19 protein-coding genes are annotated in these 18,618 nt (G+C 40.0%); 4 read left to right on the plus strand and 15 right to left on the minus strand.

The window, feature by feature from the left end:
- Positions 1-4 precede the first annotated feature (4 nt).
- From WH223_RS08150 to WH223_RS08200, 11 genes are all read right to left on the minus strand, one after another.
- Positions 5-502, minus strand: coding sequence for an NADH-quinone oxidoreductase subunit C (locus WH223_RS08150; RefSeq protein WP_340047066.1), 498 nt, complete (start codon positions 500-502; stop codon positions 5-7).
- Positions 495-1,052 carry an NADH-quinone oxidoreductase subunit B gene (locus tag WH223_RS08155; protein WP_340047067.1) on the minus strand — a complete coding sequence of 186 codons (558 nt, stop codon included), beginning with the start codon at positions 1,050-1,052 and terminating at the stop codon, positions 495-497. The genes WH223_RS08150 and WH223_RS08155 overlap by 8 nt, the downstream gene beginning before the upstream one ends.
- 78 nt (positions 1,053-1,130) lie before the next feature.
- Positions 1,131-1,511 (minus strand): NADH-quinone oxidoreductase subunit A, encoded by a 381-nt coding sequence (locus WH223_RS08160; protein ID WP_340047069.1) that lies wholly within the window; start codon positions 1,509-1,511, stop codon positions 1,131-1,133.
- Positions 1,512-1,611: 100 nt separating this feature from the next.
- A complete protein-coding gene (locus WH223_RS08165) occupies positions 1,612-3,351 on the minus strand; it encodes a tetratricopeptide repeat protein (protein WP_340047070.1) in 1,740 nt (579 codons plus the stop codon).
- Between the two features lie 30 nt (positions 3,352-3,381).
- Positions 3,382-4,317: a PstS family phosphate ABC transporter substrate-binding protein gene (locus WH223_RS08170; RefSeq protein ID WP_340047071.1), complete on the minus strand. Its 936-nt coding sequence runs from the start codon at positions 4,315-4,317 to the stop codon at positions 3,382-3,384.
- A 270-nt stretch (positions 4,318-4,587) separates the two neighbouring features.
- Positions 4,588-5,466: an energy transducer TonB gene (locus WH223_RS08175; RefSeq protein WP_340047072.1), complete on the minus strand. Its 879-nt coding sequence runs from the start codon at positions 5,464-5,466 to the stop codon at positions 4,588-4,590.
- 20 nt (positions 5,467-5,486) lie between these two features.
- Positions 5,487-6,038, minus strand: a complete 552-nt coding sequence (locus WH223_RS08180; RefSeq protein WP_340047074.1) for an ExbD/TolR family protein — start codon at positions 6,036-6,038, stop codon at positions 5,487-5,489.
- A 19-nt stretch (positions 6,039-6,057) separates the two neighbouring features.
- A complete protein-coding gene (locus WH223_RS08185; protein ID WP_340047076.1) occupies positions 6,058-6,708 on the minus strand; it encodes an ExbD/TolR family protein in 651 nt (216 codons plus the stop codon).
- 98 nt (positions 6,709-6,806) lie between these two features.
- A complete protein-coding gene (locus WH223_RS08190) occupies positions 6,807-7,637 on the minus strand; it encodes a MotA/TolQ/ExbB proton channel family protein (protein WP_340047077.1) in 831 nt (276 codons plus the stop codon).
- Positions 7,638-8,069: 432 nt separating this feature from the next.
- Positions 8,070-8,420 (minus strand): translation initiation factor, encoded by a 351-nt coding sequence (locus WH223_RS08195; RefSeq protein WP_340047078.1) that lies wholly within the window; start codon positions 8,418-8,420, stop codon positions 8,070-8,072.
- A 4-nt stretch (positions 8,421-8,424) separates the two neighbouring features.
- Positions 8,425-9,297 carry a diacylglycerol/lipid kinase family protein gene (locus WH223_RS08200; RefSeq protein WP_340047079.1) on the minus strand — a complete coding sequence of 291 codons (873 nt, stop codon included), beginning with the start codon at positions 9,295-9,297 and terminating at the stop codon, positions 8,425-8,427.
- A 354-nt stretch (positions 9,298-9,651) separates the two neighbouring features.
- Here WH223_RS08200 and metK point away from each other — a divergent pair, with 354 nt between their 5' ends.
- The 3 genes from metK to WH223_RS08215 all read left to right on the plus strand — a co-directional run bounded on the left by metK (position 9,652) and on the right by WH223_RS08215 (position 12,625).
- Complete coding sequence (gene metK / locus WH223_RS08205) at positions 9,652-10,905, plus strand: methionine adenosyltransferase (protein ID WP_340047080.1); 1,254 nt, start codon at positions 9,652-9,654, stop codon at positions 10,903-10,905.
- Between the two features lie 109 nt (positions 10,906-11,014).
- Positions 11,015-12,181, plus strand: a complete 1,167-nt coding sequence (locus WH223_RS08210) for an alpha-hydroxy acid oxidase (protein ID WP_340047082.1) — start codon at positions 11,015-11,017, stop codon at positions 12,179-12,181.
- Positions 12,182-12,205: 24 nt separating this feature from the next.
- The gene (locus WH223_RS08215; protein WP_340047083.1) at positions 12,206-12,625 is read left to right on the plus strand and encodes a 6-pyruvoyl trahydropterin synthase family protein; all 420 of its coding nucleotides are present in this window, start codon (positions 12,206-12,208) and stop codon (positions 12,623-12,625) included.
- A 14-nt stretch (positions 12,626-12,639) separates the two neighbouring features.
- Here the strand turns inward: WH223_RS08215 and WH223_RS08220 are convergent, their stop codons facing one another.
- The 4 genes from WH223_RS08220 to pgi all read right to left on the minus strand — a co-directional run bounded on the left by WH223_RS08220 (position 12,640) and on the right by pgi (position 17,315).
- Entirely contained in the window at positions 12,640-13,956 is a 1,317-nt protein-coding gene (locus WH223_RS08220) for a nucleotide sugar dehydrogenase (RefSeq protein ID WP_340047084.1), read from the minus strand.
- 15 nt (positions 13,957-13,971) lie between these two features.
- Positions 13,972-14,961, minus strand: a complete 990-nt coding sequence (locus WH223_RS08225) for a mannose-1-phosphate guanylyltransferase (RefSeq protein WP_340047085.1) — start codon at positions 14,959-14,961, stop codon at positions 13,972-13,974.
- A gap of 1 nt (position 14,962) precedes the next feature.
- Positions 14,963-15,526 carry a 3'-5' exonuclease gene (locus WH223_RS08230; protein ID WP_340047086.1) on the minus strand — a complete coding sequence of 188 codons (564 nt, stop codon included), beginning with the start codon at positions 15,524-15,526 and terminating at the stop codon, positions 14,963-14,965.
- Positions 15,527-15,668: 142 nt separating this feature from the next.
- Positions 15,669-17,315, minus strand: coding sequence for a glucose-6-phosphate isomerase (gene pgi / locus WH223_RS08235; RefSeq protein WP_340047087.1), 1,647 nt, complete (start codon positions 17,313-17,315; stop codon positions 15,669-15,671).
- 165 nt (positions 17,316-17,480) lie between these two features.
- Between pgi and prfB the strand changes: the two genes are divergently transcribed.
- A protein-coding gene (prfB, locus tag WH223_RS08240) for a peptide chain release factor 2 (protein WP_340047088.1) occupies positions 17,481-18,564 on the plus strand; the annotation gives its coding sequence in 2 pieces (ribosomal slippage) (positions 17,481-17,540 and positions 17,542-18,564; 1,083 coding nt in all).
- Positions 18,565-18,618 lie beyond the last annotated feature (54 nt).

Consider the following 18,618-nt stretch of genomic DNA (forward strand, 5'->3'; position numbering starts at 1 on the left):
AGTTTTAACGTCCAAAATAAAAGTCTTTCTTATCTATACGGTTTGGATCTTCCAGTGGATATTCCTTCCGCATTGGAAAGACATCCAGGTCATCCATATTTAAAATACGCCGCAAATCGGGATGACCAATGAAGTTGATTCCATAAAAGTCATACGTCTCTCGCTCCATCCAATTAGCACCGTTCCACAATACTGTTGCACTAGCAATACTTGGATCCGAAGCTGGGAGGAATGCCTTAATCCGTAATCGATAATTTTCATACATATTATGGAGATGGTATACCACACAAAACTCACGATCGGCTTGCTTAGGATAATGCACTCCCGTGATATCCGTCAGATAGTTTAACTGCAACTGCGAATCTTCCTTAGCAAACTCGAGCAGTTCTATAAGACGGTCTTTAGCGACCTCAATAGTCAATAAACCATATGGTACGCCTAACTCTTGCACCGCGTCGCCAAATTTAAGCTGCAGGTGCTGTAATACGCTGTTATTATCCATTTTCTGTCGTTATGCCATAACTCTCCAACAATGCACGATACTCTGGTGTATTACGTCTATTGAGCGATTCATTTTTAACAATCTCCTGCAACTTCAACACGCCGTCCAAAATAGCCTCGGGACGAGGAGGACAGCCTGGCACATACACATCGACAGGAATAATCTCATCAATCCCCTGCAATACGGAATATGTATCGAAGATGCCTCCACTAGAAGCACAAGCACCTACGGCAATCACCCAGCGGGGTTCAGCCATCTGCACATATACCTGCTTCAGTACGGGCGCCATTTTCTTGGCAATCGTTCCCATCACTAATAGCATATCTGCCTGTCTTGGCGAAAAGCTAGGTCGCTCGGCACCAAAACGTGCTAAATCATAGGTAGAACCCATGGTTGCCATAAATTCAATCCCACAACAGGACGTCGCAAAAGGTAAAGGCCACAACGAATTAGCACGCGCCAATCCAATAGCCTTGTCCAAGCTTGTCGCAAAAAAACCTGCCCCTTCAATACCGGGAGGCGCTTCTGCTAATGTCACTACTTTACTCATGACTATATTTTATTTATTGTTTACAGTTTATATTATGACATCCTTGGGCGAAAAGGAGGCCTAGAAAGAAAGGGTGGTTTAATCCCAGTCTAACGCTTTTTTCTTGATTACGTAGATAAAGCCTAAGAGCAGTAAGCCCATGAAGACAAACATCTCGATAAGTCCTTGAACACCAAACTCACGAAAGTTCACAGCCCAAGGGTACATAAAGATGACCTCTACATCAAAAATTACAAATAAGATGGCGACCAAAAAATATTTAATGGAAAAAGGCTGACGGGCATTACCCATCACCTCAACGCCAGATTCAAAAGCATCCAATTTATTGGCGGTTCGAACCTTCGGACCAATCATATGTGTTCCGATAATTGTCAAAACACCAAATGAAACGGCTACTCCCAATTGCACTAAAATTGGGATATAATCAACGGGAGTGCTACTTAGGACTACACTTTCCATAACATTAGTATATTATCTATCTCATTAACAAATATATAATTTTTTTCCATAAAAAAAAGGGACCGATATCAGTCCCTTTCAATTTAATGTAACTTTAATATTACAACTGGTTCACAAACTGACCAGCGAATTCGTCCTCAGGACTAATCTTAACAGTTTCTTTGAAAAATGCTTTTGCTTTTGCAGTATCACCTTTTAAATAGTTGAAATATCCTAAGTAGTTGTTGGCATCAACAATGTATGCATTCAAACTACCATCGGTAACATTTGCCTCTTTAGCTGCTTGCAATAAGCGCGTAAATGAGTCTACAAATAAGCCCTTAGATTTTTCAGGATCGTACATTACATTATCCAATGCTAATTCCGATAATCCTTTGTAGTATAAAGAGCTTACACGGTATTTTTTAACTACATCTTCTTTGTTTGCGTCAGCAACAATCGTTAATGATTTTACCGCTTCGTCCAAGAAAGGCTTAGCTTCTGCTAATTTCTTAAGACCTAAAGCTGGTGTTAATTCCTCATCTTCAGCTGGAGACACAATTTTAGAACCTTTACCATATAAAGCAGAACCTAAATAGAAGTTTGCATCATAGTAGTAATCTGAAGTAGGTTTAGACGCTGGAATACGGAAAATCTTGATAGCTGTTTCTACTTCACCATCTTGGTATTTCGCGAATGCTGTTTCTGCAATCTCTGCTTCTAAGTTATCTTCTTCAGTTTGTTTCTCTACCGCTTGTTTTAACAATTCTAAACCTTTAGCCTCATCTCCACTAGTAAGGTTAGCTAAACCAGCCATCAAATAGTCACGAGGGATTAAACGCTCAGGCTTAACGCGCGAGAATAAGGTATTTAAATATTCTGCCGCTTTAGCGTAGTCTTTATCTTGTAAATAGCTAGTGTAGCCTAAGTAACGAAAAACTTTAGCATCAGCACCCGGCATATTAGCAAGCTCTTGTGATACAGTTTTCAATTCATCATAGTTACCCGAGTAAACCAAGAAATCGGCATAACGAGTTTTTGCTTCTACAGAGTTATCACCTGTTAAAGTCAAATATTTTTTGTAGTTCTCTACAGCTTTTTTGTTAATCTCACGGTATTTATCCTCAGGAGCTTTTAGAGAAGATAAGTAATAAGTTTCCGCAAGCTCACGTAAAATTGGAGCGTAGTTAGGGTTTTCAGTACCTAATTCTTCAAACGACTCTAATACCACATCGTAAGCTTGTGCTCTACGTGAAATAACAGCTTGACCAATTTTAGCCTTCAATAAAGAAGGATCAATATACTCTGCATCACGGTAGCTGATATAAGCAGGGCTACTCTCGCCTAAACCTGCGTAAGCATTACCTAAAGCGATTAAGATATTTGCATCTTTCTCATTTTTAGCTTTTGCTTGTGTTAAATACTCAACAGCTTTTGTATAATCAGGTTTTGGAGCATCAATATATGCCTCACCAATATACAATAATGGTAAATAATCTTTCTTACCTAATCCAGAAACCGCCGTAGCAAATTTAGATTCTGCTGCACTCTGATTACCACTTAATAAATCTACGATACCTAAACCTACGTTGTTCAATTGCTCTTTTGGAGCATTTGTTATACCTTGATTAAATACATAAGCAGCAGAATCCACTTTATCATTGATTAAATGAAGTTTACCTAAGTAAAAGTAGTTCTCGCCGTCTTTTGCTTTCTTCTCCACTAAGTTTTGCAAAATACCTTTTGCCTTACTGTATTGCTCTGAACTGATGGCCGCCTTTGCATCTTTCAAACTTTGTGCATTTACAGAACCAACTGCACCAGCTAATAATAAACTTAAAACTAATTTGCTGTTTGTCATAATCTATGTATGTTCTATTTTATTTCAAAATTAAATCTTATCTCTGACAATGATCTCCCTCCCAGGCATCGTTGCAGGCACAAGGCCAGACTTTAATACAATACGTTGTCCTCTATCGCCCGTTAAAAAAGCGGAGAAACCAAGCCCTAAACCTAAATTCGGTTGATAATTTAAAACGTAAAATGTACGTCTTAAAGGATACTGTTCTGCAGCAATCGTCGATTGATTGGGCTTGTAATATATATTATCGGGCTTATCCCCAATCGTATTCTTCACGCTCAAGATACGAATATTATTTGAAAACGATAATTTCAAATCTAAATATTCATTATAACTTATTACACCGATTTTTCCCGCTGTAGCAGCAACGGTTTCAAGAACCTCTTTTGCTGTATTTGCACCTTCTACGAAAGAAGAAGCAACTTTATCCAAATTCCCCAAGGACTTAAGTTGTCGAAAGCTACTCGAATTTAAATTATCAAATAAAAGTCGCTTTCCTGAAGTACTTGTTCCTTTCATTAAGTCTAAAACCTCTTGAATAGTAACGCTGGTATCGGACGAATTAGTATGACTAACAAACACAATAGCGTCTGAAAATATAGGAAAGACACGTGGCTGAATCGAGCGGCTTGCAAAATTCTTATTCTCTTCTTCACTCAATTTACGTGCTAAAATAGCCACAGAGCCCTTATCTTCTAGCAAATTCTTAACAGCTAAGACTTCAGGTTTAGCAATAAAATTAAGCTTCGCATTCGGATAAGCGGAAAGGAAAACATCCTCTTGTTCTTTCAATAAAGGGAAAACCGATGCATCAACAATAACATTTAAGCTTCCGACTAAAATATCCTCTTTAACACTTGCAGGGGCTTTACTTTCACTAGTCCCTTGCTGTTTACTGTTATTCGAACAAGAAGCGCTACCAAAGAGCATAAGAGCTGCGGCTCCCATATATATAAACCTATTCATATTCATCTCCTTTAAAATTACTACTGCTACTACCTTATGAAGTTATTCTGCCACAATCGAGCAAAACGCATAAATGAATAAACAATTAGCAGCATGCCGAAAAAATTCTTGTACGCAGGGTCAATTGCTATTGGAAAATTCTTCCAAAAGATAATTAACATGCCTACAACGAAGTAAAAAAGAAACATCGCTAGGCCTAAAATGGACAGAAACCGCCTACTAGGCGATTTCTGTCTAAAATTGTTTGTGCTTTTATTAAAACCACTCATACTATTGCTGAAGGTCTAAAGTCATTGGTAATTGGTATTGTACACGAACTGGGCGACCGTTTTGTATACCGGCTTTCCATTTTTTCGCTTTTTTCAACACGTTCATCAATGCCTGTCCAGTACCGTAAGATAAATCTTTCACTACTTTAAAGTCAGTCAACTCACCATTTCTCTCAACAACGAAAGAAACAACAATCTGACCTTTCACACCGGCATCAATCGCACCTTGCGGATACGTGTAGTTGTCTTGTACCCATCTACGGAAAGCGTTAATACCGCCTTGTGGCTCTGGATTAACCTCTACCGCTGTAAATACCTTGTCTAAATCTGGGTTACCATCTGGCGTACCTTCGGCACTACCAGTGATTCCTCCTTCGATTTTTTTAGGACCAAATTCACCCGTAGGAACACCAGATCCTGCTTTACTACCTTTTAAGTTAATACGTGCTGTTGTTACGTTATCTTTTTTAAGCTCTTCTGTAGCAACAACCTCTTCTTTCACCTGGCTTTGAGGCACAACCTTCGGCTCTGGGAAACGCACCAAATCTTCAATTGGTGGCTCTTGAGCGATACGCTGTGGCTGTTCTTCTTCTGGTGGAAGAGGCTCTTCTTCTTTCTCAGGCTCTGGGATATCTAAATCTTCCAAAGTAACTTCCGTAATCGTTGGAGCTGCCTCCACCGGCTTATCCGGAAAAACTTTGATATTAAGAACCTTTGGAGCACTCAAAACAAGAACTGCTGATACAATTGCGAGCAAACCGATATTAGTTGCCTTCGGAGCGAAGTTACGCAAGTCGTAAGCACCATATTCTTTGTTTCTATTCGCAAAAACGACATCAAGCCATTCTTTTTTGAATATATCTAATTTAGAACCAAACATATAATTTCTTAATTATGCGATTAGTCGTTGTATAGACCTTCGCGTTTTAACACTTCAATTTCGTCATTATTGATTTTTGAAATCATATAGCGTTTTACGTCTACAATTTTCATCTCATCTAAAATATCAACAAGATTACTTTGTACCGATTTATCGCTCGGTCTGATAACTACAATCAAATCTTTACCTTCGCTACGCGCTGGAACTTCTTTTTGCATTTTCAACAACACTTGACGAATACCTTCTTTGCTGTAGTCTACAGTAACTGGAGCGTAGATAGGTTTTGCAAGCTGTCCATAATACCAAGAAATTTTATTATCCGAACCTAAAAGAAGCGTAATTGAACGTGTATCAGCAATCTCAAGATTGTCTTTTTCGTTCAACTTATTCTTATCAGGCATGGCTACATCCATCGCTTGAGGCTTATTTAATGACGTCGTAAGCATGAAGAACGTAATCAATAAGAAGGCTAAGTCAACCATGGCTGTCAAATCGACTTTACCACCGCTTTTCTTGGCTCTTACCTTTCCGCCTTTACCACCCTTACCACTATCTTGATTTAATTCTGCCATTTCTTAAATTTTTAATCGATTATTTATCGTTTCTTAAGCCCGTTACAAAACTAAATTTGTTTTGCTTTTGGTTACGAAGCGTCTCGATAATTAAATTAACTGTAGGATATTTCTCGTTTGCATCCGCTTTAATCGCAACTTTCATCACGCCTGGATCAACGAAATCCTTCTCACCTTCACGGTCTTTGTTGTATCTAAGAGTAGCTAAACGTGCTTGTTGAACCCACTGATATAACTCATTTGAGTTTGTCTCCGTGCTATCAACAGGAATACCTACCTGCAAACCAACTTCACGTTTATCGTTCGGAAGAGAAAGTAGCTGGCGTAGGTTTTTCAACGGAACACCGAACTCATCCAATTTCTTAAACTCTTCGTAGTCTTTATCAGAAAACGCGATATCATACTTCGCCGACATGCTTTTCAAAGTCTCCTCACGAACTGTAGGATTCTTAATACTGAAAAACACTTTCTGACCTTTTACAGAGATAATAGAAACATTATCATCTGGTAATTTGTCTGGTGTCGAAGATGCAGGAACGTCTACTGTCAAAACCTCTGGCTGACGAGCTGTAGCTGTCAAAACGAAGAAAGTAAGAAGCAAGAACGATACGTCACACATCGCCGTCATGTCGATGGATGTACTGGCTCTTTTTACTTTTGCTTTGCCCATTTTCTTTACTTCTTTAAATTAACAATTACTTATTCTTTTATTCATGATGCTTAAAAAGATTCAATTCCATAAAGAATTTTAATCTTTTTAAAAACATCTTACTTGTGGTTTGCAGCGTACGTTTGTACGATAGAGAAACCAGCTTCGTCGATAGAATAAGTTAAGTTGTCAATCTTAGCTGTTAATACGTTGTAAAGAATAATAGCGAATGTAGAAGTCGCGATACCCGTAGCCGTGTTAATTAAGGCCTCAGAGATACCGTTTGCTAATTTTGCTGAATCTGGTGCACCACCTGTTGCTAAAGCCGAGAATGCTTTAATCATACCTGTTACTGTACCTAATAGACCACTTAATGTACCGATAGATACTAATGTAGCAAGAACGTTCATGTTCTTCTCTAACATTGGCATTTCTAATGATGTAGTCTCTTCGATTTCTTTTTGGATAGCCAATGCTGATTTCTCAGAATCTAAACCTGCGTTTGCTGAAACATCTTTGTATTTCAATAAACCTGCTTTTACTACGTTTGCAACAGAACCTTTTTGTTTGTCACACTCAGCGATAGCTGAATCAATGTTACCACCGTTGATTAACGTTTGGATTTTTCTTACGAAAAGACCTACGTTACCTGTACCAGCAGCACGGCCGATTACGATGAAACGTTCAATAGAGAATACCCATACCATCAAGAATAAACCGATCAACACAGGTACGATAACACCAGCATGGTAAACCATACCTAAGTAATTTCCTTCTAACGGTTGGTTTTCGGAATTGTTATCAATGAAGTTTGAAGGAGCTCCCATTACAAATTTCCATACAAGGTAACCCACGATGAAACAGATAACGATTGCTAAACTCGCAAATAAATTACTTGAATTTCCGCTCTCATTTTTAGCAGGAGTAGTAGTTTTTGGTGCGTTTGCCATTTTACTAATTTTTAGATTTTACTGTTGTTTAATATTAATGTTTAATTCAATTTTAAGCAATTTAAAAGGCATTGCTTTGCCGCTAAGCAAAACAAATATACTGTTTTGTATCAAAAATAAAATTTTCTTTACAATTATTTACGCCTTTATTAAATGTTCTCATACCAGTGAACCATCAGCAGATTCCTCATCCTTCTGGTCTTGTTCTCCGTATCGATAGCTACCACGATTTTGTGTGATATATTTTACAATGAAAACCATTTTTTTTGGTTTATGCAAATTAAAAAATTGTTACCTGCAAAAATTAAGTAAGTATTCACTCATCTTTACTTTTCCGTCGATGTCTGTTTAAACACAGGAACTCCAAAACTAAGAGCCTCGCAATCAACTGCTATACAAACTGATCTTCTGCAAGAATAATGTTACAAACAACTATCCACCAGCCATTTTTACGCCATAGCCATCTTGCTGCAGCATTTCAAAAATTTTAAGCTTAAAGTCGCCTTGTATTAGAATCTCCCCATCTTTGGCCGCTCCACCCACACCACACTTTTGCTTAAGCTTCTTCGCTAAGACCTGTAAATCATCATCCGTACCGATATAACCGTTTACAATTGTAACAACCTTTCCTTTTCTAGATTTACGGTCTAGCATCACTTTCAACTTCTGCTGACGAGCAGTCAACGTAGTAACCTCTTCTGTTGGCTCAGCATCTACATAGGAAAAATCATCCGCTGTAGAATACACAACGCCATCAAATCTTTGCTTCTTCATTTTAGCCATAACATTAACAAATTATTTTTAGCGATTTATGTTTAATAGAAATCTCTAATTCCTCGCCCATTTCTACAGGCTCTCCATCCACATGTACAGGACCGCGAGCATCACGAACGATTTTAATATTTTTACCAGGAATGATTTCGACGTAGTCGGATTGATCCGCACTTTTTGTGAAAAGATGAAAAATCATCTTCGGTAATAAGTAAAGCGGGAACTTATGAACAATACATACGTCTAAGATACCATCGGTAATGGAAGCCTGAGGAGCGATATAAGCATTATTCCCATATTGAGGTGAATTTGCTACGCTAATCATGAATGCTTCGCGTTCATAGGGCTTACCATCTATATATAAGGTATAGTCACTCGGTTTAAACTTACTAAACACGTTCATGGACGAACGTAAATAGCCAATCGGGCCACGGATATTCTCTGTTGCAAAATGGTCACTGACGAAAGCGTCAAAGCCAATTCCTGCAATATTAAAGAAATTGCGTCCATTGATTTCGCCGGTATCCACCTCTACTGTTTCAAACTTATTGATACGTCGAATTGCTGCTGCTTCATTTAATGGGATACCTAAATATAAAGCTAAGCCATTACCGGAGCCCTCAGGAATGATACCAAGCGGCATATCAGTTCCTAAAATAGCGGAACCTAGCTCATTGATTGTACCATCACCGCCTACAGCAACAACAGCATCATACCCTTCATTTATCGCCTGCTTACCCAATTCATAAGCATGATTCGGATGATTTGTAATCTTAAACGTAGGATCAAACTTCTTTAAATCAAGAACCTCTAAGACCTGCTTATTAAAAGCTGTCTTCTTCTTACCTCCAGATATTGGGTTTATAACAAATAATATTCGCTTGCGCATAAAATTAACTTACTCTTAAGCCGATAAAGATAGGGGAAATCGTTTACTTGACGAACAGTTTGTTTTTTGAAAATAGGCAATCGTTTGAGGCAAGCAACAAAAAGGCAGTTCAATCGTAAAAAAATAGAGATAAAGTTTTTTTTACACTACAATTAGCAAATCCTTTTTTATTAATCAGGAAAGAGTAGTACTTTTGCCCTTAATAAAAATGTGGACTGATTTGCGCAAGGCATACACACCTATGACTTAGGAGATTGCAACCACGGTAAAAAAGTGCTAAAACCAGAAAAAATGTTTTTCCACTTCTACTTGGAGCTTCCTCTCGCTGGCGTATAATCACAATAAAACGCTCAAATGGCATATTTATTTACTTCAGAATCGGTGTCCGAAGGACATCCAGATAAAGTAGCAGATCAAATCTCTGACGCTTTAATCGATAATTTCCTCGCGTGGGACGAAGATTCGCGCGTAGCTATAGAAACGCTAGTAACCACGGGGCAGGTCGTACTTGCCGGCGAGGTGAAATCAAAAATTTATCTAGACGTACAAAAAATCACACGTGCTGTCATTCAAAAAATCGGCTATACGAAGTCCGAGTACATGTTTGAAGCAAATTCATGTGGTGTCTTGTCTGCCATTCACGAACAATCGGCAGACATCAACCAAGGGGTAGATCGCGTAACAAGACAAGAACAAGGAGCTGGTGACCAAGGTATCATGTTTGGCTATGCCAACAACGAAACCGATAACTACATGCCTTTAGCATTAGACCTAGCACACCGTTTGTTGTTTGAACTTGCTGCTTTACGTCGTGAGAATAAAGAAATCACCTACCTAAGACCTGATGCTAAATCGCAAGTAACCTTAGAATACAGTGACGACCACAAACCGCAACGTATTGACACCATTGTAATTTCTACGCAGCATGATGACTTTGACGAAGAAGGAACAATGCTTGCTAAAATTACGGAAGACATCAAAAATATATTGATTCCTCGCGTAAAAGCACAGTTGAAACCTGAACTTCAAGCTTTATTCAACGATGAGATCACCTTCCACGTAAACCCAACAGGTAAATTCGTAATCGGTGGACCACATGGAGATACTGGATTAACAGGAAGAAAAATTATCGTTGATACGTATGGTGGTAAAGGGGCTCATGGTGGTGGTGCTTTCTCCGGAAAAGACCCTTCCAAGGTAGACCGATCTGCAGCTTATGCCACACGCCACATTGCTAAAAACTTAGTAGCAGCAGGTGTAGCAGATGAACTACTAGTACAAATCTCCTATGCTATCGGTGTTAAAGACCCAATGGGTATCTACGTAAACACATACGGAACAAGCAAGGTAAACTTAACAGATGGTGAAATTGCCAATAAGATTACGGAGCTCTTCGATATGACGCCTTACGGCATCGAAACACGCTTAGGCTTACGCAGTCCTATTTATTCAGAAACCGCAGCATACGGCCACATGGGCAGAACGCCACAAACGGTAACCAAAACGTTCGAAAGTTCTAACGGAGAGGTAAAAACAATAGAAGTAGACTTATTCACATGGGAAAAACTAGACCATGTAGATAAAATAAAATCCGCCTTCGGATTATAAAAAATTAAAGCGAGCCAAATGGCTCGCTTTTTTTATGGGTACCCTAAAGCAAAGGATGGTCTTTCAAAAAAAAAACGTAACTTTTGTTCCCAAATTAACCTATATAGAAATGTCTACTAAAAATCAGTTTTCATACAACCCTGCCTATCCATCTATTGCGGATCTCAGAAAGAAAGCTAAGACGCGTATTCCTAAATTTGCCTTCGACTACCTCGAGGGGGGAGCAAATGAAGAGTTAAACCTCTACCATAATGAGCATGACTTTGATAAAATACACCTGAAACCTCGCTACTTGGAGGAAACAGGAGAAATCGACCTCAGTACTACCCTATTTGGTAGAAAATACGACGCTCCATTTGGGATATCGCCTATTGGTCTACAAGGACTCATGTGGCCCAATGCTCCCGAAATATTAGCAAAGGCAGCAGCTAAGCATAAAATTCCTTATACCTTAAGTACCGTTTCTACATCAAGTATTGAACGTATCGCCGACATGTCTGAAGGTAGCGCTTGGTTTCAACTCTACCATCCCACGGAAGACCGCCTACGCGACGACATCATAAACCGACTAAAAGCGGTGGAATGCCCTGTTTTAGTCGTCTTAGTAGATGTGCCAGCTTTCGGTCTTCGCTACCGCGAAATAAAAAGCGGCCTGTCGATGCCTCCAAAAATGAATATTGCCAACATCTTCCAGGCGATGACACGCCCCTACTGGGGAATAAAAACATTGCAACATGGCATCCCTTCCTTTGCAACATTAAAACCGTACATGGAGAAAGGACTCGACTTAAGCCAGCTTGGTCAATTTATGAATAAAACATTTACAGGCAAGGTAACCTTTGAAAAGGTGAAAGCTATACGCGACCTGTGGCCAGGCCCACTTGTCCTCAAAGGTATTGCGAGTGATGAAGACATGGAAGATGCTATCGCTTTAGGTGCAGATGGTATTATCGTCTCTAACCATGGTGGCCGTCAGTTGGATGCTGCCGAATCGTCTATCAACTCACTAATAAGGTTAGCCAACAATCCTACATATCAAGGTAAAATAAAGATCATGCTCGATGGCGGTATGCGATCAGGCGTAGATTTAGCGCGTGCTCATGCCGTAGGCTCGTCCTTCAACTTTATGGGACGCCCGTTTATGTACGGATTAGGCGCATTGGATGACCAAGGGGGTGACCATACCATAAACATGTTTAAAGCACATCTATATCAGATTATGAAACAACTATCGATTGACAAAGTTGACAGATTTTCAGAAAGGCTTCTTCAATAGCCTTTCTATTCCTACCTTTGTCTTATGATTATTGCAGAAAGATACCATGACATATCTTGTGGTCACCGCGTGGTAGGCCATGAAGGGAAATGTCGCTTTTTACACGGACATAACTATCGTATACACTTCAGCCTTGCGGCCGATGCTTTAGATGAAATAGGCAGAGTTGTTGACTTCTCAGTCATCAAATCACGTTTATGCATGTGGTTAGAAGATAATTTTGACCATAAATTTTTAATCTGGGAACAGGATGAGATGTTAAACCAACTACAGGCTATCACGGCCGAAAGTTTAGTTGTCGTACCATTTAACCCAACGGCAGAAAACATTGCCCGCTATTTAGTGGAAGTTATTGCTCCCAAACAATTGGAAGACTTACAGGTAAAACTTATTGCTTGTAAAGTGGAAGAAACAGCAAAATGCTCGGCTAGTTATACCTTATAATAGGTGTAGCTATGCTACAGCCTAGCATCAACCTGCTGTCGGTCAAGCACCGATTTGCAGTCAAACAAAACCGACAAAGGCTTACGTAACGCATTAATATCCAGACGCAAGAAATCGTCGTGAGCTACGGCTAAAATAACCGCATCGTACTTATGCTTGGCTGGTTGGTCTTTAAAAGCTACATCTGGCGGTGATGTTAAATTGCGCAATAGCGGAATACCAAACTCTGCCGATACCCGATCAGCGTCCACCCAAGGGTCATAAATGTATGGATGTGCCCTATACTGCTTCAGTTCAGCATAAATATCCATAACCTTCGTATTACGCACATCAGGACAATTCTCTTTAAAGGTAACACCAAGAATTAACACCTCAGCTCCCTTAACGGGAATCTCCTTATTCAGCATCAACTTAACAACTTTGGAGGCTACAAATTCTGCCATGCTATCATTAACACGACGCCCCGACAAGATAACCTCTGGATGGTAGCCCAACTGAGATGCTTTGTGCGCGAGATAATAAGGATCTACCGATATGCAATGCCCGCCAACCAAACCTGGTTTGTATTTCAAAAAATTATACTTCGTAGCCGCAGCATCCAACACTTCGTGTGTGTCTATACCTACACGATCAAAGATTAAAGCCAGTTCATTCACAAAAGATATATTAACATCCCGTTGTGCATTCTCAATAGCCTTAGCAGCCTCAGCGACCTTGATACTCGAAGCCTTAAAAGTGCCTGCTGTAATGATACGCTGGTAAAGTATATCAATCTCTTCGGCAATTGCTGGCGTACTGCCCGAGGTAACCTTAATAACATTTTGCAATGTATGTTTCTTATCCCCCGGATTAATACGTTCAGGCGAGTAACCTACAAAAAAATCTTCATTATAAACGAGCGCAGAAACACGCTCTAAAACAGGAATACAGTCTTCCTCGGTACAACCGGGATAGACTGTAGACTCATAAATAACAATATCACCCTTCTTTAAAACAGACCCAATATCGGTTGAGGCCGATAGTAGAAAGCTTAAATCTGGGGCATTAAATTCGTCAATGGGAGTAGGAACAGTAACGATATAGATCTGTGCATCAGCAATTGCTGATAAATCAGCAGTAGCCCGATAACCAGCATCTGTTGCTAAATCTTTAGCCAACAATTGTTTCAGCTGGTCTTCGTCTGCTTCCAGTGTACGGTCCCAGCCGCTGTTCAACTCTGCGACCCGCTGATCATCAATATCAAAACCTATAACAGGAAAATAAGCGGCAAAAGCCAAAGCCAAAGGTAGACCTACATATCCCTGTCCAATAACCGCTATTTTCTTATCCATACTCACCTATTAAAATCAGACTAATAAAGAGCCTTCTTTTTCTAATGCTTCATAAACATGTTTCACATCCTGTGCATGTGCTTTATCCAATATCAGGACAGCATCTGGTGTATTGACAACGACGCAATCTTTAACACCCAAAAATACGGTATGTCGGTCAGAGCCAATGGCCACGTTCCCATGCTCATCCTTCGGATGTCCTTTGCTCGTCAAATAGTCGTACAACGATTCAAAAGAACCCATATCAGACCATTGGAAGAAAGAAGGAACGACTTTAATGCTATCACTACGCTCCATAATGGCATAGTCAACACTCTTAGAAGGAATTTTCATCGAAAGCTCAACATCTAATAAACCATCGTTAGCACTTTCATAAGCAAGCTTTGCCGAAGCATATATCTTAGGATCAAAGCGTTCTAACTCCTGCAAATAAGTACCTGCCGTGAAACAAAATATACCCGAGTTCCAAAAGAAATCTCCACGTTTTAAAAAATCTCTAGCCGTTTCAAAGTTTGGCTTTTCACGGAAAGAAAGCACATCCGTACCGTCAGCCTCAATATAACCATAGCCTGTTTCTGGACGTGTTGGGTTAATACCGAAAGTCACTAAGAAGCCTTCTTTTGCAAACTCAATACCACGCTTCATCGCTTGTAAATATTGTTCTTCACCTTCAATCAAATGATCTGAAGGAGTCACAATCAATACATCATCAGCCGCTGAGGCAAAAGCTGCAAAAGCAATCGCCGCCGCCGTATTACGCGGAGCTGCTTCTACAATAATATCGTGGGAGACCTTACTAAGGTCTTCTTTTGCTAAATCTATATTTTGAAAGGAACCGACGAGTATCACATGGTTACAAACCTTCTGATTACGCTCTACGGTTAATCCAAATAGCGATTGGTCTTGAAATATAGGAAGATACTGTTTAGGTTTAGCCTTACGAGATAAAGGCCATAAGCGCGATCCTACTCCGCCGGAAAGGACTACGTTAATTATTCTACTCATATTATTTATGTTCTTTTTTGGTGATGTCTTCTGCGGGGAAATGTAATGCTATCAACTCAGGAGTTACCTGATCGCGCATTAAATACAACTGTGAACAAGCACGTGCATCCGACAGAGGATCATGATGATGAAGCTCTACATTCATAATCGAGCAACAAATGCTCAATTTGGTTTTCTTAAATCCTTTCTGACTGTATATCTTACTCGTGCAAATCCAAGTCTTTGCGAGGCCCAAGCTTTTATAATCTAAGCCTGCTGCCGCCATCGTTTTCATCAACACCTCTCGGTCAAACTTCTCATTATGTGCCACCATTTGCTGCCCATGAAGGTAACCTTCAATCTTTGGAAAGACATCCACAAAAAAAGGAGAGTCCGCCGTGTCTTTAGGCTTAATGCCGTGTACACGGGTGGTCTGCCACATATATTTATTGCCTGGAGGCTGAATCAAACTATGGAATTCATCCACAATTTTTCCATTTTCTACCTTAACAATACCGACCGCACAAACGCTGGTATAGTCTGCTGTCGCCAATTCAAAATCTATCGCTGTAAAGCTTGTACTCATTAGCGTCAAAGGTAACCATTTTTTTTCTGTAACTATTTATTTTAAAGGTTCAGCCTAAACGACTAAAAGTTGAGGCTTACTATCATCCTGCCAAAACAACAACAAAAGCAAGCCTCACCTCTCATTAAACCTTACACCTTGCTTAACGCCAAGCTTTATATTGGTTGATTAAACCGTTTGTAGAAGCATCATGGCTCGTAACAGGCTGATCGTCGCTCAACTCAGGAAGAATCGTGTTTGCGAGCTGTTTACCCAGCTCAACACCCCACTGATCGAAACTAAAAACATTCCAAATTACGCCTTGAACAAATACTTTATGCTCATAAAAAGCGATCAAAGCACCCAAAGAATGAGGGGTAACCTTTTTCAAGAGAATAGTATTCGTTGGACGATTGCCCTCAAATACTTTAAAAGCCTTCAGCTTTGCTATCTCTTCTGCCGATTTACCTTGTTTCTCAAATTCGGCTACTACTTCTTCTTCAGATTTACCATTCATCAAAGCTTCCGTCTGTGCAAAAAAGTTAGACAATAACAATTGATGATGATTTCCAATCGCGTTGTGTGATACCGCTGGAGCAATAAAATCACAAGGGATTAATTTCGTGCCTTGGTGAATCAATTGGTAGAAAGCATGCTGACCATTTGTGCCAGGCTCTCCCCAAATAATAGGTCCCGTTTCATACGTAACAGCTTCACCATTGCGGTCCACTGATTTACCATTACTTTCCATGTCACCCTGCTGGAAATAAGCCGCAAAGCGATGTAAATATTGATCGTATGGAAGAATAGCATGACTCTCTGCCCCGTAAAAATTATTATACCAAATACCTAATAAGGCAAGGATAACAGGGATATTTTCTTCAAAAGTAGTCTCTCTAAAGTGAGTATCAGCAGCATGTGCACCAGCTAATAGAGATTCGAAATTATCAAATCCGATGGATAAAGCAATGGATAAGCCAATAGCCGACCACAAAGAATAACGACCACCAACCCAATCCCAAAACTCAAACATATTGGCCGTATCAATACCAAAAGTAGCAACAGCCTTTTCGTTTGTACTTAAAGCAGCAAAATGCTTAGCGATATCCAACTGTGTAGCACCTGAAGCTAAAAACCAAGCTTTCGCTGAACCGGCATTGGCCATCGTTTCTTGTGTGGTAAACGTTTTCGAAGCCACCAAAAAAAGTGTTGTTTCCGGATCCAATCCTTTCAACGTTTCAGCAATATGCGTACCATCAACATTCGACACAAAGTGCACATTCAGATGCGTACGGTAAGCTTTCAACCCTTCGGTAACCATTACAGGGCCCAAATCAGAACCGCCAATACCAATGTTCACGACGTCAGTAATAGCCTTTCCTGTGTAGCCTTTCCAAGCGCCCGACAAGATACGCTCCGTAAAGCTGCGCATACGCGCCAAAACTGCTTGCACCTTCGGAATAACGTTCTCTCCATCTACAAAAACGGAGCTTCCCGCAGGACTACGCAAAGCTGTATGTAAAACTTCGCGACCTTCAGTCTCATTGATTTTAGCACCTGTAAACATCGCTTCTATTGCCTTGTCTAGTTGACACTCGCGTGCCAATTGCACCAATAGCGCTAGTGTTTCTTCATCAATACGATTTTTAGAATAATCCAATAGAATATCCTCAAAAGCTAAAGAGAATTTGTCAAAACGTTCCGGATCGGAAGCAAAAAGTTCGCGTAGGCTTCTCGCCTCTGTACGATTATAATGATCAGCCAAATACTGATAAGCGGCTGTTTCGGTAAAGTCTATTTTTGGTAACATGTAGTATGCTGTTTATCCCCCAAATATAAAGAAAGAATCCGAAAACGGTTCGTAAAAAGCCCGTTAATTTAGCATAAACAAACTATAAAATCCCCTTACACCCTACTAAACAAGGGTGCTACAAATTGTATTTGCATATCTGCCCTTTTGCGCCTAATTTTGAGGATGACCAAAGAACAAATTCAAGACTTGAGGGATCGTGTTACATCTCTGAGGAGGCATCTTTGACATCGATGCCAAAAAAGAAGAAATTGCAGTAGAAACAGCGCTAACAATAGCGCCCGAATTCTGGGATAGCCCCAAAGAAGCTGAGAAAGTACTACATTCCATCAAAAACAAAAAGGTATGGACCGACCAGTACGACGCTGTACAAACCGACGTTGAAGACACCTACGTATTATATGAATTCTTTCAGAGTGGTGACGCCTCCGAGCAAGAACTCGACGAGCAATACCAATTGGCACGCCAACATGTTGAAGAACTAGAGTTTAAAAATATGCTTAGCGCAGAAGAAGACCAGCTAGACGCTATCTTGCAGATTACTGCTGGCGCCGGCGGAACTGAATCTTGTGATTGGGCAGCCATGCTGATGCGTATGTACATCATGTGGGGCGAGAAACACGGATGTAAAGTAACTGAGCAAGACTCCCAAGAGGGTGAAGTTGCCGGCATAAAGACCGTCACCTTACAACTGTCTGGAAATTTTGCATACGGCTACCTTAAAGGTGAAAATGGCGTGCACCGCCTTGTTCGTATTTCCCCTTTTGACTCTAACGCTAAACGTCATACTTCTTTTGCTTCGGTTTATGTATATCCATTAGTAGATGATAATATCGAGATTGATGTTAAAGATTCTGAAATCGAATGGGATACTTTCCGTGCTGGTGGTGCCGGTGGACAAAACGTTAACAAGGTGGAAACAGCCGTACGTCTACACCATAAGCCTACTGGTATTATTATCAAAAACCAGGAGACGCGTTCGCAGCTACAGAATAAAGAAAATGCGATGCGTTTATTAAAATCGCAGCTCTACGAAATAGAAATGCGTAAAAGAAAAGAAGCCAGTGCGGCCATTGAAGGTTCTAAAAAGAAAATTGAATGGGGCTCACAAATTAGAAACTATGTCTTACACCCCTACAAACTGGTAAAAGACTTACGTACAAATGTGGAAACATCCAATACTCAAGCTGTACTAGACGGCGATTTGGACCCTTTCTTAAAACCATACCTTATGGAGTTCGGCTCCTAATTAAAAAGGGCTTTTGCAAAATGCAAAAGCCCTTTTCTTTATCTTTTAAATGCC

Origin of the sequence: Sphingobacterium sp. MYb382, from assembly GCF_037572665.1 — a bacterium.
GTDB lineage: Bacteria > Bacteroidota > Bacteroidia > Sphingobacteriales > Sphingobacteriaceae > Sphingobacterium.

What these genes read in the sequence shown, in the direction of transcription:
- WH223_RS08150 (WP_340047066.1), bottom strand. Translation starts at nt 502, where the DNA reads ATGGATAATAACAGCGTATTACAGCACCTGCAGCTTAAATTTGGCGAC.
- WH223_RS08155 (WP_340047067.1), bottom strand. Translation starts at nt 1,052, where the DNA reads ATGAGTAAAGTAGTGACATTAGCAGAAGCGCCTCCCGGTATTGAAGGG.
- WH223_RS08160 (WP_340047069.1), bottom strand. Translation starts at nt 1,511, where the DNA reads ATGGAAAGTGTAGTCCTAAGTAGCACTCCCGTTGATTATATCCCAATT.
- WH223_RS08165 (WP_340047070.1), bottom strand. Translation starts at nt 3,351, where the DNA reads ATGACAAACAGCAAATTAGTTTTAAGTTTATTATTAGCTGGTGCAGTT.
- WH223_RS08170 (WP_340047071.1), bottom strand. Translation starts at nt 4,317, where the DNA reads ATGAATAGGTTTATATATATGGGAGCCGCAGCTCTTATGCTCTTTGGT.
- WH223_RS08175 (WP_340047072.1), bottom strand. Translation starts at nt 5,466, where the DNA reads ATGTTTGGTTCTAAATTAGATATATTCAAAAAAGAATGGCTTGATGTC.
- WH223_RS08180 (WP_340047074.1), bottom strand. Translation starts at nt 6,038, where the DNA reads ATGGCAGAATTAAATCAAGATAGTGGTAAGGGTGGTAAAGGCGGAAAG.
- WH223_RS08185 (WP_340047076.1), bottom strand. Translation starts at nt 6,708, where the DNA reads ATGGGCAAAGCAAAAGTAAAAAGAGCCAGTACATCCATCGACATGACG.
- WH223_RS08190 (WP_340047077.1), bottom strand. Translation starts at nt 7,637, where the DNA reads ATGGCAAACGCACCAAAAACTACTACTCCTGCTAAAAATGAGAGCGGA.
- WH223_RS08195 (WP_340047078.1), bottom strand. Translation starts at nt 8,420, where the DNA reads ATGGCTAAAATGAAGAAGCAAAGATTTGATGGCGTTGTGTATTCTACA.
- WH223_RS08200 (WP_340047079.1), bottom strand. Translation starts at nt 9,297, where the DNA reads ATGCGCAAGCGAATATTATTTGTTATAAACCCAATATCTGGAGGTAAG.
- metK (WP_340047080.1), top strand. Translation starts at nt 9,652, where the DNA reads ATGGCATATTTATTTACTTCAGAATCGGTGTCCGAAGGACATCCAGAT.
- WH223_RS08210 (WP_340047082.1), top strand. Translation starts at nt 11,015, where the DNA reads ATGTCTACTAAAAATCAGTTTTCATACAACCCTGCCTATCCATCTATT.
- WH223_RS08215 (WP_340047083.1), top strand. Translation starts at nt 12,206, where the DNA reads ATGATTATTGCAGAAAGATACCATGACATATCTTGTGGTCACCGCGTG.
- WH223_RS08220 (WP_340047084.1), bottom strand. Translation starts at nt 13,956, where the DNA reads ATGGATAAGAAAATAGCGGTTATTGGACAGGGATATGTAGGTCTACCT.
- WH223_RS08225 (WP_340047085.1), bottom strand. Translation starts at nt 14,961, where the DNA reads ATGAGTAGAATAATTAACGTAGTCCTTTCCGGCGGAGTAGGATCGCGC.
- WH223_RS08230 (WP_340047086.1), bottom strand. Translation starts at nt 15,526, where the DNA reads ATGAGTACAAGCTTTACAGCGATAGATTTTGAATTGGCGACAGCAGAC.
- pgi (WP_340047087.1), bottom strand. Translation starts at nt 17,315, where the DNA reads ATGTTACCAAAAATAGACTTTACCGAAACAGCCGCTTATCAGTATTTG.